This is a genomic window from Peribacillus sp. N1, from assembly GCF_054600815.1.
The window spans coordinates 224,806-239,370 of sequence record NZ_BAAHZO010000005.1; the positions used below are offsets into that span (position 1 = coordinate 224,806).

Genomic DNA, 14,565 nt, shown 5'->3' on the forward strand with positions numbered 1-14,565 from the left:
ATAGAAACTTTTCAAACCGACAAAATAGATAACATGAATCAATTCCTTTTGAAAGGAGCGAAAAGCATGACACCCGAGCAGGATTATACAGCAGCAAATCTGTCACCGGATTTATTGAATGAACTGAAAAGCTTTGAAAGCAAACTTGGCGAGGAAGCCAATAAAGAATTGATTGTCATCGCCTATGAAAAAGAAAAGGAAGCCTTGAATTAAGAAAAAAGACTCAAACATCCTTAATGGATGGTTGAGTCTTTTTTTGCATGTACAGTAAATGGATGCCCAAATAATGAGCATCCCTTTTCCTTTATTACTTGCTGAATACGTCCGTTAAGACCGGAACGATTTGTTTTTTACGCGATACAACGCCTTCTAAGACGGCGATGTTGTTGTTTAATGAAACGTCGTATGCTTTTTCCACTGCATAAGCCGCTTTACCAAGAGCCAAGGCAACAGAATCATTAGTCAAGATATCCGTTACGACGAATAGGAATAAGTCCAATTCCTTGACAGCGATTACCGCTTCAATCGCCGCTTCCAATTCAGCTTGCTTAGCAAGGACTTCGTTTGGATCCACAGCATTTACTTGTGCAATCTCCACTTTAGCCAATCCCATGGAAAATTCCTTTGCATCAAGTGTGATGAGCTGGGCGATCGTTTTGTCGCTCAAGTCAGCTCCCGCCTTCAACATTTCCAAGCCATATGTTTCAGCGTCGACTCCCGCAATGGCAGCCAATTCCATAGCTGCTGCAACGTCTTGCTCCGTGCATGTAGGTGATTTGAACAATAAAGAATCGGAAATGATGGCAGACAGCATAAGACCTGCGATTGCTTTAGGAACTTCAATGCCGTTTTCTTTATAAATTTTATTTAAAATGGTTGCCGTACAGCCAACTGGTTCCGCACGGTAATATAAAGGATCGCTCGTTTCGAAGTTAGCGATACGGTGGTGGTCGATAACTTCCAACACACGGACTTGGTCAATATCTTCAGCACTTTGCTGGCGTTCGTTATGATCGACCAAGATTACGCCATCAGCTTCCCCTGCAACTTTTTCCACAAGACGGGGAGCATCGAATTTGAATTGGTCCAATGCATATTGAGTTTCACCATTCACTTCACCCAGACGAACTGGTTCAGCGTTGATACCTAACTGCTTTTTCAGATCTGCATAAGCGATTGCTGAACAGATTGTGTCTGTATCCGGGTTTTTATGTCCAAAAACTAATACTTTTTCCAAGATTTTATCCCCTTTTTCATAAATATTTTTCCGCGAATCCCCTCACCGCAATAAGGGAGAGCCACCTTTACTAGACACTTTATTTTAACACAAAATCCCGTAAAATCAGCGCTTGAATTATCCATTCCCCAATAAAATCTTTCATTCCTTCACCCTCTGCCATCACTTTGTCAATAGATAAGGGTTGGTTTTTTTCAAATATATTAGTTGAATTATCATCGTATATGGCTTACGATAATATAAGCAGAAATACTAGATATTGATTACATAATCTATACCAATAACTATATATAGAATTTTTATAATCCAAGGTGCCAGTGATGGCTGAAAAGGGAATCCGGTGTAAACCCGGAACTGTCCCCGCAACTGTAAATGTGACGAAATGAGAAACCCACTGTATAGCTCTCTATACGGGAAGGACTCAAAGTAGGATGATCATGAGTCAGGAGACCTGCCTTGAATTTTTGACGTTTCTTATTCTTCGGGGATTGAGATGATGAAACGATAGTATAACGGCTATTTTTTCATGGCTCTTTTATTCTATCGTTTGATCCGCTCAATTCTTTGGGCGGTTTTTTTATTTTAGCGGAAGTTAACAAGGAGGATTATTAATGACTCAAACATATAACTCTACCATAAGTGAAAATGAAACAGAAAAGAAATCCATCCAGCTTGAGATGTTATCGAAGGAATTCGAAGGCCGTCTCGATATGGAAAAGTTCAAAAAGCGTTTTACAAAATGGCTTGATCGCAAAAGTGACTCAACCGAAGAACAGGCATCAAAAAAACTGATTCAGCTCGCTCTTGAGGGTGTGGATATCGATGCTCCGGATTGGACATTCGTTGCTGCAGCAGAACTGTTGAATACAATGTATAGGGATGCACAAGCCAATCGAGGTTATGCAGGCAAGAGTTATGGCCCATTCTATGAGCTGATCACAGAACTCTCCCAGCTTTCGGAAGGTCAGCGTTATCCAATTTACAAGCCAGAACTGCTATCTTCATATACAAAAGCGGAAATTGAGGAATTGGGCTCGGTGATCGACCCGGAAAAAGATAAATTATTCTCATACATAGGCATCTACTTATTGAACGACCGCTATCTGGCCCGCCCAAAAAAGGACAAGGTCTACGAACTGCCGCAAGAACGTTTCATGATCATCGCGATGGAAATCATGCGAATGGAAAAAACGGAGCACCGCCTGCAACTTATAAAAGAAGCATACTGGGCCATGTCCAACCTTTATATGACCGTTGCGACTCCTACACTCTCCAATGCTGGGAAAACACATGGACAGTTAAGCTCTTGCTTTATCGACGCGATTGAAGATTCCATTGATGGCATCTATCTATCAAACTACGATGCAGCAAAAGTATCTAAATTCGGCGGCGGTGTCGGCCTTTACGTTGGTAAGGTTCGCTCGCTTGGTTCTGATATCCGGGGTTTCTCTGGAAATAGTTCCGGCACGACTCCCTGGATTCGACTATTCAACCAGACAGCTGTAAGTGTCGATCAATTGGGGCAACGTAAAGGTGCCATCGCGATTTACTTGGATGCCTGGCATAAAGATATCATGAGCTTCCTCGATTTGAAGACACAAAACGGGGATGACAGATTAAAAGCCCATGATATATTTACAGGCGTTTGCATACCGGATTTATTCATGGAGGCTGTACGCGACAGAAAAGAATGGTATCTTTTCGATCCGCATACCGTTAAGCAAACCCTTGGATTTTCACTTGAAGATCTTTATGACGAGAAGAAAGGCGAAGGAAGCTTCAGGAAACATTATGCACTTGCTGTCGAGGCCGCAGAAAATGGCACGCTTCCAAACTACAGCTTTGAAAAAATCAATGCGATGGACATCATGAAAAGCATCATGATTTCTCAATTAGAAGAAGGCGTACCGTATATGTTCTACCGCGATGAAGTGAATCGGAAGAATCCCAATAAACATAAAGGTATGATTTATTGTTCCAACCTTTGTACGGAGATTGCCCAAAACCTAAGCCCTTCGACGATCACGGATGAATATGAAACAGAAGATGGAGATGTTGTTGTGGTTCGTAAAAGCGGCGATTTCGTTGTCTGCAACCTTTCATCCATTAACTTGCCACGGGCGGTGGGCAGCGATGTTTTGGAAAGATTGATTCCCATTCAGATCCGTATGCTGGACAATGTCATTGATGTGAATAATCTTCCTGTCAAACAAGCATCCATCTCGAACAAACGTTACCGGGCAATTGGTTTAGGAACGTTTGGATGGCATCATTTACTTGCCACACAGAATATTTATTGGGAATCCGATGAGGCTGTTCAATATGCCGATGCTTTATACGAAAAGATCGCTTACTTAACAATCAAGGCATCCAACGAATTGGCCAAGGAAAAAGGATCATACCCATATTTTGAAGGATCTGATTGGCATACAGGGGACTATTTCGAACTCCGTGACTATACAGATCAAAAATGGATGGATTTAAAAGCAGACGTACAGGAACACGGAACCCGTAATGGATATTTAATGGCGATTGCCCCCAATTCATCGACAGCCAAAATCGGTAATTCCACGGATGGCATCGACCCTTTGTATGAAATTGAATTTTACGAAGAAAAGAAAAACTTCAAATTCAAGGTGACCGCACCAGGCTTGACGCCAAATACGTATGAATATTATAAAAAGACGCGATTCAATTTGGACCAACTGGAAAGCATCAGGCAAAATGCAGCCCGACAACGCCATATTGACCAAGCAATCAGCTTTAATCTGTATGTACACAATACAATCAAAGCGAAGGTCCTGTTGGATATACATTTAACGGCATGGGAAAGCGGGTTGAAATCAACGTATTATGTTCGTTCGACTTCTTCCGAATATGACAATGCCTGCGAAAGCTGTTCAAGTTAACGACAATCATGACCCAGTAATCTATTCTTAAAGGAGTTTTCACGAATGACCAATCATATCAAAAAAATTCGGATGCTCGAACCGACGCATCCAACCAAGGCAACCGGTGTTTTCAAAGGAGAAGCTTCAGGCTTCCTCCTTTGGAACGATATTCAGTATGAAAAATTCTATGATACCTATACACAGCTCATCAATAACTTTTGGAAGCCTTCGAGCGTGAACATGATTCAGGATAAAAAGCAGTGGGGCGAATTGGATGAAGATATCCAGGATGCATTTCTCGATATCCTTACGATGATTGCTGGAATGGACAGTCTTCAAACGCCCACATTAGTAGAAATCCTTCGGTACATCAAAGATCCGGCGGCAAAAGCTATCCTGGCCAACATGGCCCAGCAGGAATCGATCCATAATGAATCTTATTCCTATATCCTTGCTTCCTTGATTCCGGTAGGCAAGCAAAAACAGCTTTTCGACCGCATCAAAGAACATCCTGAAGTGATTAAGCGTAACCAACCGATCGTTGATGCTTATCAAACGTTCGTGGACGATCCCAGCCCACAGCATTTATTCGAGGCACTGATCCATTCAACGAACCTTGAAGGAATTTATTTCTATCTGGCTTTCGCCTTTTATTATAATTTAGGACGGCAAAATCTAATGACCGGATCGGCTACGATGATATCCTATATTCATCGCGATGAAATGGTACATTTCGATTTCATTGGAATGCTCATTCAAATCTTGATGTATGAATATCCGGAGTTAAATAATGAAGAAAACACGAAGTTCATCTATACAACGATTGAAAAAGCAGTCGAACTCGAAAAGGAATGGTCTGAATATATGCTCGAAGATATCCAAACCAAAGCCGATCTTGATTTGGAAGAATTCAATGAGTACATCGAATATATCGCCAACAAACGGTTACGTATGCTAGGCCTTGAAAATTTGTATAAAGAGTATGGCGAGAACCCGATGCCATGGATCAAAACGTTCGATGATGAATCCATCGGACTTACCAAAACCGATTTCTTCGAACAGAAGTCAAGGACATACAGTCAAGTAAATGCCAGCAATGGGTTCGATGAGCTGTAAAGTTGCCATTGTCTATCATTCTGCCGGCGGCAATACAAAAGCGCTTGCTGAAGCCCTCGCTTCCCTTTTACCTGAAGCTGGACTATATCGAATGAATGAATTCGATTCACGTACATTGCCAGATTACGATGCATTGATCGTCGGCACCTATACATGGGGCAATGGGGAGCTTCCCGCTAAATCAGCAGCCCTTTATAAAGAACTGGAACAGTTGCCTATTGCTCATCTGAAAACGGGAGTCTTCGGCACTGGTGAAACCAACTATAATCATTTTTGTGGGGCGGTCGATCATTTCCGGGACATGTTATTTGCCAAGAGCCAGTTATTGGTGACATTGAAGATAGAACAGATGTATCAAGAATCAGACTTGCCCAGACTTCAAAAGTTCGCCTCGCTATTCCAGAACTGACTGAAAGGGGATATGCATGCTCGCATATCCCCTTTCAGTGTTTAAAAAACTTGGCTCCCTATATCATAGCAGCCGTAAGCATGGAGTATAATGGAAGAAAAAAGGAGATAATATCCAATGACTGAAAATATAACACAGTTCCTTCCTATCCTTTTTATGCTAGTGCTTGTAGTTTTCGTTATATTCATCGTCTTTTTCCTGTCAGGGCATTTTAATCGTTCTAAACGGATCGAAGAAAAATTGGACAAAGCATTAAAGGAAATCGCCGAAATAAAAGAAAAATAAAAAGACTCCAAAATCGGAGTCTTTTTTTTATATGCGTTCAATTATTTTTGAACGTTAGCTGCTTGTGGTCCACGAGCGCCTTGCTCGATTTCGAAAGAAACTTCTTGGCCTTCTTCAAGCGTTTTGAAGCCTTCTCCTTGGATAGCTGAGAAATGTACGAATACATCGTCTTGGCCTTCAACTTCGATGAAACCGAAACCTTTTTCTGCGTTAAACCATTTTACTTTACCTTGTACCATGATAGTTCCTCCTGTGTTTGGAAAAATCCATTTTATTACTATTTTTGGTTCTGGATAATGTTTCAAGAGGAATCCTATTACAGTAAATCCTTCTATCAAACTTTTCCGAACAAAAATAATTACTCATATTATATCATGGGAAATCCTAAAAAAACAAGATTATCGCAGTAAATCAACCGACAAATTATCCTAAAATTCTACATATTTCTCTTCTTGCTTTGTCGGAAGCCTTCGTCCAATAAGTAACGCTCCGCCTCTACCGGACTCTCGAAACATTCCTCAAGATTCGACCCTGAATAAACATTCCAAAGCAGGTCTTCCCTTTCAAGTGTAAGCTCTTGCTTTTCAGGGCCAATCCATGCCCCTTCCAACCTAGCGAACTCGTTTTCCTCTTCTTCGAATTCTACCGGAGGTTTTGATAGGTAATCCACGCTTTTTTGAATCAATTCTTTCAAATCCGCTTCATCATAGTCACGTATATTGATAAACCCTTTACGGTCAGTGTCTTTTTTTCTCATATGCCCAGCGTAAACGAATCCATTTCCATTGGGATGCAAGTGCTGAACGACGATTTTTTTCTCTTGGACGCTATCTGGATAATGGAAGTTCACACGTCCCAATGAAACGTCTTTTCGCTGTAATTCCGGAAAAGTTTCAATAATGCTCAATTTTTCTTCAAATGTTAACAAATTTCTTCCTCATTTCATTAGTTCATATTGTTTGTCGATTATAACATAGACTGATTAGAAACAATAATCCCCCTCTTCCATTATAATGTAATGAAAGGGAGTGATTTGATTGCTCATGACAATTCGGGACCTGGACTCCGCTTATGGCCGGCAGCTTTTTAAACTTCAGAAAGAAGCCTATAAGGTGGAAGCGGAAATGATCGGCTTTGCTGATATCCCTCCATTATTGGAAACATATGAACAATTCATTCATTGTCATGAAACGTTTCTATGCTTTTTAAAGGGTGGTACCTTAGCGGGTGCAATATCTTATACAAAAGAAAATGGTCAAATACTGATTTGCCGGATGGTCGTCCATCCTGATTATTTTCGGCAGGGTATCGCGGATGCACTGCTGCATGCTCTTCAATTACCCGGCGACTGGGAAAAGATATCCGTTTCGACCGGTAAAATGAACCTGCCTGCACGGAACCTTTACGAAAAAAACGGATTCACCCATAAAGAGGACGTAGAAGCCGCACCTTTCTTTTTCATAAGCATATTCGAGAAACAGCATTCATTTTATGTATGTCACGATAAAAAGCATAATGAATGAAATGACAATGATTACGGCAACCCATAGCCAGGCTAATGTCATATTCCCGGAGTCCATGGCGATATAAATCGCCGTCGGTATGGTTTGTGTCTGTCCGGGAATGTTTCCGGCAAACATGAGTGTGGCCCCGAATTCCCCCAATGCACGCGCTGAACTCAAGATGGCACCAGTGACGATGGATTTGACCGCCAATGGAAGGGATACATTCAGGAATAATCTCCACTCGCCGGCCCCGTCAACCCTTGCTGCATTTTCGATTTCTTCATCTATACCTTCAAAGCCCGTTTTAGCGGATTGGTACATAAGCGGAAACGCTACCACGGTAGATGCAATGACCGCCGCCCACCACGTGAACATCAGTGGCTGATCAAAAACCCTTTCAATCAATTGTCCCGGCATTCCACTCTTGCCAAAAATCACAATCAATAAAAACCCCACGACGGAAGGCGGCAAAACAAGCGGCAATAAAAACGCTGTTTCCAACAGGACTCTTCCCTTGAATTTCTTTTTAGCCATCATTCGCGCTAGGATAATTCCTAAAACGAAAACAAGGATACCCGATAGTCCCGCTACTTGTATCGATAGCCTGACTGGTGACCAAAAATCCCCTGTCATGATACCATCCGCACATCACTGTTAAATAACGGCCTATGCAGGTCCTTTTTCGGCACCATTACCCAAACCGTTTCTTTTTCATTAAAGGCAGATTCCATTTCATTTTCTCCCTTTCTTTTTAAAATAACATTTAAGTTTATTTTTCTTGACATCTTGCTGACACAAAGGAACGTTAAAGTAAGAGTATCACAAATATAAAAATAATTTCATTCCAATAAACTTGAAAACTTTGAAGGAGTCGATTTTAATGGTAACAATTTATACTACCCCAAGCAGTTTAGCCTGTCGTAAAGCAAAAGCTTGGCTTAAGAAGAACGAAATTTCCTTTAATGAACGTAACCTATATTCCCAACCACTTTCTATAGAAGAAATAAAAGAGATTTTACGTAAAACGGAAGGCGGGACAGATGAAATCATCTCAACCCGTTCCAAAAAATTCAAAAGCCTGAATATCGATATAAATAATACACCACTTAATGATCTTTGCAAGCTTATTCAAGATAACCCGGATTTACTTCGCCGGCCAATCATTTTCGACCATAAGAACTTGCATGCAGGATATAATGAAGAAGAAATGGGACGCTTCCTTCCAAGGAAGGTCCGTCATGTACAATTATGGCGTGCAATCAGCCAATTGGCTTAATCAGTTAACATTCTGCATAATAAGAGGGTTGTCCATTACATGGACAACCCTTTTTTATATCTTATCCGCTTTCTCTATGACAATCGTGAAGGTGGTGCCTTGTTCATCGCTATCCTTAAGCACAAGATCTCCCTTTTGCGCTTTTGCGAGCATCTTACTGAATGGCAGTCCCAAACCTAACCCACGTACCTTCAGCTTTTTGTTTTCACCTCGATAAAATGGTTCGAACACATATTGCTGTTCATGTTTCGGAATCCCCCGCCCGCTGTCCAGTACATCAATGCAGATCCGTTCTTCATCCTTTTCATAAAGGTGAATCGCTATTTTCCCTTTGCCGTCAAGTGCATGTCTGGCATTATTCAAAAGGTTAATGACGATTTGCTGCATCCGCAATGAATCAATTTGACCAAAGACCGGTTCATCAGGAACTTTTATCTCAAAAGCGAACGCTTGATCATCATCCTGGGTCACCTGCCAGCGATAGGCGATTTCCTTGATGAATATATTGATATTCTCTTTTTGTACCCGGATTTTAAAAGCGCCTGCCGATATGGCATTATAATTGAGTAAATCCTCTATCATACCTTGTAATCGCTGAGTTTCCTTTAAGGAAATATCGAGGAATTCCTTACTTTGCTCTCCCTTAACGACATCGTCCTTAACCGCTTGTATCAGTCCGCTAATGGAAGTGACTGGCGTTTTCAAATCATGGGTTACGCCTGCAAGCAATTCCGCCCGCAACTTCTCCATGACCTTCAATCGATTGGTCATTTCCTTAAATGATTCTATCAGTTCATAAATTTCTTCTTCCTTGATTTCCTCTTCCTCTTTGAAATGGATATCATAGTTGCCTTCACGAACCTGGACAGCGGCGTTAGCTACGTCTTGGATGGGGCGCGAAATTTGCCTGGAAAGAAAATAAATGACTCCCGTCCCCAGAATCAGAAGGCCTCCAATCATGATCGCCAACAAGCCATGGTCTTGGTTGATTTCCTTCAATGCCCCTTCTTCCTGGGCAATGACCACCCAGCCTCTCGTCTCATCGTTAAACGTAATGGGGGATTTGACGACATATACTTTGTTGTCTGAAATCTTGACCTTCTGGACTAACTCCGTATTTTTCATGATGACGTCCGGGAGTTTATTTTCATCCGGATCGATATACAATTGTGGCATCGTATATATGATGGTGGCATCGGGATCGACGATATAGATGATTGGCTGTTGGTTCAGATGGAGGATTTTCTCCCTTTCCTCAACAATTTCCGAAAGGATCGGACCAACGACAATCTGGCCATTTTCCTTAATCGCGCGATCGGATGTTTCATCAGCTAAGTATTTAAGAAGGCTGAGCCTATATTCCAAAGCTGTTTTTTCCATCCACCATAAGGAAAAAACAGACAATAATATCAAACCTGAAATCAAGGTCAATACGTATCTCTTTGTCCAATAGCGTTGTAAAGTGGTTCTTTTTTTAGTTTTCATAGACACTCAATTGATACCCCAATCCACGCAATGTTTTTATTTCCCCCTCAGTCACAGGCCATGCATCTATCGCCTTCCTGATTCGTTTGATCGCCAGGTCCACCGCACGGTCACTGCCGTCATAATCTATGCCCCACACTTGGTCAAGCAGCTGTTCTCTCGTGAAAATTTGATTAGGGTGCTTAGCGAAAAAAACGAGCAGCGACAAATCACGCGGCGTCAAGTTTATCTCTTCCCCATTCAAATGCACCTTATAAGACAGATCATCGATGGTTAAACTCCCAAATTGATGTACATGACCATCTTCCGTAACAACCGATGATGATCTTCTTAAAACGGCATGCACCCGGGCCACGACTTCTTCGGCAACAAAGGGTTTGGAGATGTAATCATCCGCACCTGACTTAAATCCCGATAATCTGTAATCGACATCTGTCAGTGCAGTCAACATGATAACCGGACAAGTATCTTCCTCCCGAATTTCCTTCAGTATATCCCAGCCTTCCTTACCAGGAAGCATGACATCAAGCAGGACAAGGTCTGGCTTCGTTTCTTCAAACACCGGAATGGCCTTTAGCCCATCGTAAACTTGGACTACATCAAAACCTTCCCGCTCCAAATATGCTTTCAACACCATCGATATGGCAATTTCATCTTCTACTACAAGAATTTTCTTCATTGACGGATTCCTCCTTCCTGAATTATAGTGGAATCATTTTATATATGCTAACTATTAAAAAGACCAAGCATTTTCCCTCAATCTTACCATTTTTATGTGTCAGGATTATGTTCGCAGTAAAATTAGCCGATGTTTTCACATAATAACCTTTTGTAAGTGATCTCGATTCATTTTAACAGGAATGCTTCTGCATGGTCGTAATGATCATCCAGAAAATACACTCTTAAGAGGCTGGCTCTAAACTGAGCCAGCCCTTTTCAATTACATGTCTCGTGTGGATTCGGACAACCCGCTTCCTGTCTTTCCACTTGGATCGTGCTATGTTCAATTCCAAACTGATCATGAAGTAGTTTTTGCGCTTCTGCTAAAACGGAATCGTGATTACCGCTCTCATCTATGACAGCATGGCAGCTCATTGTCAAAAAGCCAGAGGTGATCGTCCAGATATGAAGATCATGGACATCTGATACACCATCCAATTCCATCAAGGATGCTTTCACTGCATCCATATCGACTTGGTCTGGTGTGCCCTCCATCAAGATATGGAAAGAATCCCTCACTACCCTAAAACCGCTGATAATGATTAAAATCGCGACTATGACGCTCGCAATCGGATCTGCAATTCCCCAATCGAAAAAATAAATCAAAAGTGCGGCCGCTATGGCACCCACAGATCCAAGCATATCACCAATAACATGTAAAAAAGCACTCCGTACATTCAGATTGTCTTCCTTATCTCCGCTCATTAAAATCCAGGCCGCAATGATATTAACAAGTAAGCCGATGATTGAAATCATTAGCATTCCCAAGCTTTGCACCTCAGGGGGATCCAGGAACCTCTTAATTGCCTCTACGAAAATGAATACGGATATGACGATCAAGGTCAATCCATTCAAACAAGCAGCAATGATTTCAAACCGTTTATATCCAAACGATTTGGACGATGTCGCTTTCCTTTCCCCCAACCTTATAGCTGTATAACTAAGCCCTAAAGCTGCTGCATCGCTAAGCATGTGACCTGCATCCGACAGTAAAGCCAGACTATTTGTCAAGAATCCGCCAATGACCTCGACGATCATGAATGTGGAGATTAATAAGAAAGATGCCAACAAGGCTTTTTTATTATTAGAATGGTGGTGGTGTCCGTGCCCATGATCATGGGAGTGACCATGATGATGTCCCATGCCATCCCTCCTCTCGGATTTGAAACTTATATATAGTATGGGATAAATCCAGAATGGTTTCAAATGATTCACTTCCGGGATTCACTGGCGGTAAAAAGAGTGATGGAATCAGGAGGACGTGATCTTTTACGAAAACCCTAAATTCTGGCTTCAGCCATTTCAAAGTAAAAATAAACGCTACAGACATTACCTGCAGCGTTTTTCCCGTTTATCCTTCCTCTTTCATCGTATCATCGACAATGGCGTACAGATCCTTATTAAACAATTCATCATTACAAACAAAACTGTGCCCTTCCATCTCTTCCTGCTCTTGATTTACTACCCGTTCCTTTTCCTTCATGACATACCTCCAGCTTCGTTGAGTTTGCCTATTATCGTATCCACAGGCATGTACCTTTATGCTCAACATTTCCCCATACTTCATCTTTTTTAAACGTCCTAGACCTGCTGGCCGCCATGGAAGGCACGAATAATGAATTCATGCTCTGGGACTTGTAAGCTTTGATACGATGACAGGAACGATGTATTATCATAGGCGACTTTTTCAAGATTTACCTGAATACCGGTATTTTCAATCGCAACAATCGCATAAGGGGCAACTGGTTCACCATTACAGCCAAGAGAACCAGGGTTCAGGAATATCGTTCGGTCATTTTTAAAAAGGTGGATGGGATGATGATGTCCAAATCCGATTAGATCGTGATGCTGATCTTTGAAAAGCGTTTCTAAGTTACTTAAACTCGGTTCAACGATTTTACTAAATGGATTTTGGCTTATGTGCTCATCCAATTTCTTCGATTCCATGTGATAATGGGTGAAGTAAACGGAGTGATCATTAATGATATGATGTATGGTCCGAGGCAATTTTTCCAATTCATTTATGAATTTCCTATGCATCCTTTCAGCTATCCATTCATGATGCTCCTTAACATGAATATGACCGTCCGGATGCGGCTCCCCGTTAATGATGGCCAGGACAGCTTCATCATGATTTCCAGTTATCATCGATACATCATTTCTTGAAAATAAAAGTTCAAGGACTTCATTAGTATCCGGGCCAATCCCGACCATATCTCCCAAACAATAGAGACGATCTATATCTTCCCTTTGATCAATATCCCTAAGAACGGCTTTCAACGCTGAAGCATTACCATGCACATCCGTAATAATGGCAACTTTCATGAGTTAGTTCAGCTCCCTTCCCCCACAATCCACATGGTATATTATAACATTTAAAACAAAATCAAAAAAATATTCGGGCTTATTCCCTTGATTTTGCCCACGCCCATTTTTTATGAATAAGCAAACACTTCGGCCTAGAATACATAGTATGAAGTATTCCCGGTAAAGATGTTTTGCTAGGTATGTAATTCATAATATGTATGAGGAGGAAATCAAATGGGTGGAAATGGTAACGAATGTTGTGGCGGCGGTGGCGGCTGCGGCGGTTTCGATAACGGATTTGCATTGCTGATCGTATTATTCATCTTGTTGATCATCATCGGATGCAGTTGGGGATTCGGCGGCGGCGGCTTCGGTGGATGCTGCTAATATACTAAATCAAAAAGGCGCCTGAGCATGGCGCCTTCTTTGTTATGAATTGACTTTTATTTTTTCTCTTTGCTTTTGTTTTCGAGTCTTCATAATGAACCAAATGACAATAAGTGCAATAGGGATAAGCAAGAAATTCGCATATTGTGAAAAGATGGCTCCCGCCTGCTCCCATCTAGGTCCTAACTTAAACCCTAAATAAACATAAACGCTTGTAACAGGAAGCATCGCCATATAAGTATATAATATGAATTTCCAAATATTCATTTTCAATATTCCGCATGGCAGCGACACGGCGGTACGTATACCTGGTACAAACCGTCCAAAGAAGGCAATTCCCCCACCATACCTTTCAAAGAAGCGGTCAGCTTTGTTCAGCTGCTCATCTTTGATCAAAAAGTATTTTCCGAACTTTAATACAAGCGGTCTCCCGCCATACTTGCCTAAGGCATAAAGCGTCAATGGGCCCGTTACCCCGCCAAGCGAACCGGCAAGGATAGTCAAGTATAAATTCATATCACCTTGATAAACCCAGTATCCTGCCAGTGGCAAAACTATTTCAGCAGGAATGAATTCAAAAGTCAAAGCTAGCAAAACACCGAAATAAGATAAAGATTTAAACGCTTCAATCATATCCATTATTAAAGTTTCCATTGAGGTTTCCCCTTTTCTAACTTTTATTACATATAAAAAGGGGTGCTCCAAGATGAATGCGGGCACCCATGATGTCAAAAAGGACATTGTCCATTGTATCACAAGTTAACCCGCATTTTTCTATAATGTTATCCTAAAACAGTGTTCTTATGGAGTCCAGGTTTTGTTATCGGGCTATTCACTATAGACCTACGCTTGTAAAAAGAAGGATAATAGAATATCAGATGTCCCGAAACGAAAAAAACTTGAGGACGAATTGACCTCAAGCATTCGTTATAGTTAATCAAGTGAAT

At 41.4% G+C, this 14,565-nt stretch carries 18 protein-coding genes and 1 riboswitch; of the genes, 8 read left to right on the forward strand and 10 right to left on the reverse strand.

Going from position 1 to position 14,565, the window contains the following annotated elements:
• Positions 1–66 precede the first annotated feature (66 nt).
• Positions 67–213 carry a hypothetical protein gene (locus ACYP5M_RS19585; RefSeq protein WP_155726446.1) on the forward strand — a complete coding sequence of 49 codons (147 nt, stop codon included), beginning with the start codon at positions 67–69 and terminating at the stop codon, positions 211–213.
• A gap of 94 nt (positions 214–307) precedes the next feature.
• Here the strand turns inward: ACYP5M_RS19585 and ACYP5M_RS19590 are convergent, their stop codons facing one another.
• Positions 308–1,237 carry a manganese-dependent inorganic pyrophosphatase gene (locus ACYP5M_RS19590; RefSeq protein ID WP_101224252.1) on the reverse strand — a complete coding sequence of 310 codons (930 nt, stop codon included), beginning with the start codon at positions 1,235–1,237 and terminating at the stop codon, positions 308–310.
• Between the two features lie 292 nt (positions 1,238–1,529).
• Positions 1,530–1,710: riboswitch (cobalamin riboswitch) on the forward strand.
• A 138-nt stretch (positions 1,711–1,848) separates the two neighbouring features.
• Here ACYP5M_RS19590 and ACYP5M_RS19595 point away from each other — a divergent pair.
• From ACYP5M_RS19595 to ACYP5M_RS19610, 4 genes are all read left to right on the forward strand, one after another.
• Positions 1,849–4,146, forward strand: a complete 2,298-nt coding sequence (locus ACYP5M_RS19595; protein WP_260356847.1) for a ribonucleoside-diphosphate reductase subunit alpha — start codon at positions 1,849–1,851, stop codon at positions 4,144–4,146.
• 45 nt (positions 4,147–4,191) lie between these two features.
• A complete protein-coding gene (locus ACYP5M_RS19600) occupies positions 4,192–5,244 on the forward strand; it encodes a ribonucleotide-diphosphate reductase subunit beta (protein ID WP_137023613.1) in 1,053 nt (350 codons plus the stop codon).
• Entirely contained in the window at positions 5,216–5,653 is a 438-nt protein-coding gene (locus ACYP5M_RS19605; protein ID WP_230177290.1) for a flavodoxin domain-containing protein, read from the forward strand. Before ACYP5M_RS19600 ends, ACYP5M_RS19605 begins: the two co-directional genes overlap by 29 nt.
• Before the next feature lie 117 nt (positions 5,654–5,770).
• Complete coding sequence (locus ACYP5M_RS19610; protein ID WP_402941076.1) at positions 5,771–5,938, forward strand: hypothetical protein; 168 nt, start codon at positions 5,771–5,773, stop codon at positions 5,936–5,938.
• A 41-nt stretch (positions 5,939–5,979) separates the two neighbouring features.
• Here the strand turns inward: ACYP5M_RS19610 and ACYP5M_RS19615 are convergent, their stop codons facing one another.
• Together ACYP5M_RS19615 and ACYP5M_RS19620 are read right to left on the reverse strand one after the other, a co-directional pair.
• On the reverse strand, positions 5,980–6,177 hold the full coding sequence (locus ACYP5M_RS19615; RefSeq protein ID WP_028393295.1) for a cold-shock protein: 198 nt from the start codon (positions 6,175–6,177) through the stop codon (positions 5,980–5,982).
• A 197-nt stretch (positions 6,178–6,374) separates the two neighbouring features.
• Positions 6,375–6,866: a hypothetical protein gene (locus tag ACYP5M_RS19620; protein ID WP_434168778.1), complete on the reverse strand. Its 492-nt coding sequence runs from the start codon at positions 6,864–6,866 to the stop codon at positions 6,375–6,377.
• 115 nt (positions 6,867–6,981) lie between these two features.
• Here ACYP5M_RS19620 and ACYP5M_RS19625 point away from each other — a divergent pair, with 115 nt between their 5' ends.
• Positions 6,982–7,461 carry a GNAT family N-acetyltransferase gene (locus ACYP5M_RS19625; protein WP_434169618.1) on the forward strand — a complete coding sequence of 160 codons (480 nt, stop codon included), beginning with the start codon at positions 6,982–6,984 and terminating at the stop codon, positions 7,459–7,461.
• Here ACYP5M_RS19625 and modB read toward each other — a convergent pair.
• Positions 7,423–8,076: a molybdate ABC transporter permease subunit gene (gene modB / locus ACYP5M_RS19630; protein ID WP_101224257.1), complete on the reverse strand. Its 654-nt coding sequence runs from the start codon at positions 8,074–8,076 to the stop codon at positions 7,423–7,425. The two genes, ACYP5M_RS19625 and modB, sit on opposite strands and share 39 nt — an antisense overlap.
• A gap of 247 nt (positions 8,077–8,323) precedes the next feature.
• On the opposite strand from modB, the gene spx reads away from it, so the two are divergent.
• Positions 8,324–8,719, forward strand: coding sequence for a transcriptional regulator Spx (gene spx / locus ACYP5M_RS19635; protein WP_034314875.1), 396 nt, complete (start codon positions 8,324–8,326; stop codon positions 8,717–8,719).
• A 54-nt stretch (positions 8,720–8,773) separates the two neighbouring features.
• Here the strand turns inward: spx and ACYP5M_RS19640 are convergent, their stop codons facing one another.
• The 5 genes from ACYP5M_RS19640 to ACYP5M_RS19660 form a co-directional block, all read right to left on the reverse strand.
• The gene (locus ACYP5M_RS19640; RefSeq protein ID WP_230177435.1) at positions 8,774–10,204 is read right to left on the reverse strand and encodes a HAMP domain-containing sensor histidine kinase; all 1,431 of its coding nucleotides are present in this window, start codon (positions 10,202–10,204) and stop codon (positions 8,774–8,776) included.
• A complete protein-coding gene (locus ACYP5M_RS19645; RefSeq protein WP_101224259.1) occupies positions 10,194–10,883 on the reverse strand; it encodes a response regulator transcription factor in 690 nt (229 codons plus the stop codon). Before ACYP5M_RS19645 ends, ACYP5M_RS19640 begins: the two co-directional genes overlap by 11 nt.
• Before the next feature lie 257 nt (positions 10,884–11,140).
• Positions 11,141–12,067: a cation diffusion facilitator family transporter gene (locus ACYP5M_RS19650; RefSeq protein ID WP_459735420.1), complete on the reverse strand. Its 927-nt coding sequence runs from the start codon at positions 12,065–12,067 to the stop codon at positions 11,141–11,143.
• A gap of 208 nt (positions 12,068–12,275) precedes the next feature.
• Positions 12,276–12,407 (reverse strand): hypothetical protein, encoded by a 132-nt coding sequence (locus ACYP5M_RS19655; RefSeq protein WP_260356845.1) that lies wholly within the window; start codon positions 12,405–12,407, stop codon positions 12,276–12,278.
• 98 nt (positions 12,408–12,505) lie between these two features.
• Positions 12,506–13,249: a metallophosphoesterase family protein gene (locus ACYP5M_RS19660; protein WP_101224261.1), complete on the reverse strand. Its 744-nt coding sequence runs from the start codon at positions 13,247–13,249 to the stop codon at positions 12,506–12,508.
• A 216-nt stretch (positions 13,250–13,465) separates the two neighbouring features.
• Here ACYP5M_RS19660 and ACYP5M_RS19665 point away from each other — a divergent pair, with 216 nt between their 5' ends.
• Complete coding sequence (locus tag ACYP5M_RS19665; protein ID WP_214743454.1) at positions 13,466–13,618, forward strand: YjcZ family sporulation protein; 153 nt, start codon at positions 13,466–13,468, stop codon at positions 13,616–13,618.
• 42 nt (positions 13,619–13,660) lie between these two features.
• Here the strand turns inward: ACYP5M_RS19665 and ACYP5M_RS19670 are convergent, their stop codons facing one another.
• Positions 13,661–14,272 carry a DedA family protein gene (locus ACYP5M_RS19670; RefSeq protein ID WP_230177286.1) on the reverse strand — a complete coding sequence of 204 codons (612 nt, stop codon included), beginning with the start codon at positions 14,270–14,272 and terminating at the stop codon, positions 13,661–13,663.
• Positions 14,273–14,565 lie beyond the last annotated feature (293 nt).

Coding starts and splice junctions, on each gene's coding strand:
- ACYP5M_RS19585 (WP_155726446.1), top strand. CDS start 67: ATGACACCCGAGCAGGATTATACAGCAGCAAATCTGTCACCGGATTTA.
- ACYP5M_RS19595 (WP_260356847.1), top strand. CDS start 1,849: ATGACTCAAACATATAACTCTACCATAAGTGAAAATGAAACAGAAAAG.
- ACYP5M_RS19600 (WP_137023613.1), top strand. CDS start 4,192: ATGACCAATCATATCAAAAAAATTCGGATGCTCGAACCGACGCATCCA.
- ACYP5M_RS19605 (WP_230177290.1), top strand. CDS start 5,216: ATGCCAGCAATGGGTTCGATGAGCTGTAAAGTTGCCATTGTCTATCAT.
- ACYP5M_RS19610 (WP_402941076.1), top strand. CDS start 5,771: ATGACTGAAAATATAACACAGTTCCTTCCTATCCTTTTTATGCTAGTG.
- ACYP5M_RS19615 (WP_028393295.1), bottom strand. CDS start 6,177: ATGGTACAAGGTAAAGTAAAATGGTTTAACGCAGAAAAAGGTTTCGGT.
- ACYP5M_RS19625 (WP_434169618.1), top strand. CDS start 6,982: ATGACAATTCGGGACCTGGACTCCGCTTATGGCCGGCAGCTTTTTAAA.
- modB (WP_101224257.1), bottom strand. CDS start 8,076: ATGACAGGGGATTTTTGGTCACCAGTCAGGCTATCGATACAAGTAGCG.
- spx (WP_034314875.1), top strand. CDS start 8,324: ATGGTAACAATTTATACTACCCCAAGCAGTTTAGCCTGTCGTAAAGCA.
- ACYP5M_RS19640 (WP_230177435.1), bottom strand. CDS start 10,204: ATGAAAACTAAAAAAAGAACCACTTTACAACGCTATTGGACAAAGAGA.
- ACYP5M_RS19645 (WP_101224259.1), bottom strand. CDS start 10,883: ATGAAGAAAATTCTTGTAGTAGAAGATGAAATTGCCATATCGATGGTG.
- ACYP5M_RS19650 (WP_459735420.1), bottom strand. CDS start 12,067: ATGGGACATCATCATGGTCACTCCCATGATCATGGGCACGGACACCAC.
- ACYP5M_RS19655 (WP_260356845.1), bottom strand. CDS start 12,407: ATGAAGGAAAAGGAACGGGTAGTAAATCAAGAGCAGGAAGAGATGGAA.
- ACYP5M_RS19660 (WP_101224261.1), bottom strand. CDS start 13,249: ATGAAAGTTGCCATTATTACGGATGTGCATGGTAATGCTTCAGCGTTG.
- ACYP5M_RS19665 (WP_214743454.1), top strand. CDS start 13,466: ATGGGTGGAAATGGTAACGAATGTTGTGGCGGCGGTGGCGGCTGCGGC.
- ACYP5M_RS19670 (WP_230177286.1), bottom strand. CDS start 14,272: ATGGAAACTTTAATAATGGATATGATTGAAGCGTTTAAATCTTTATCT.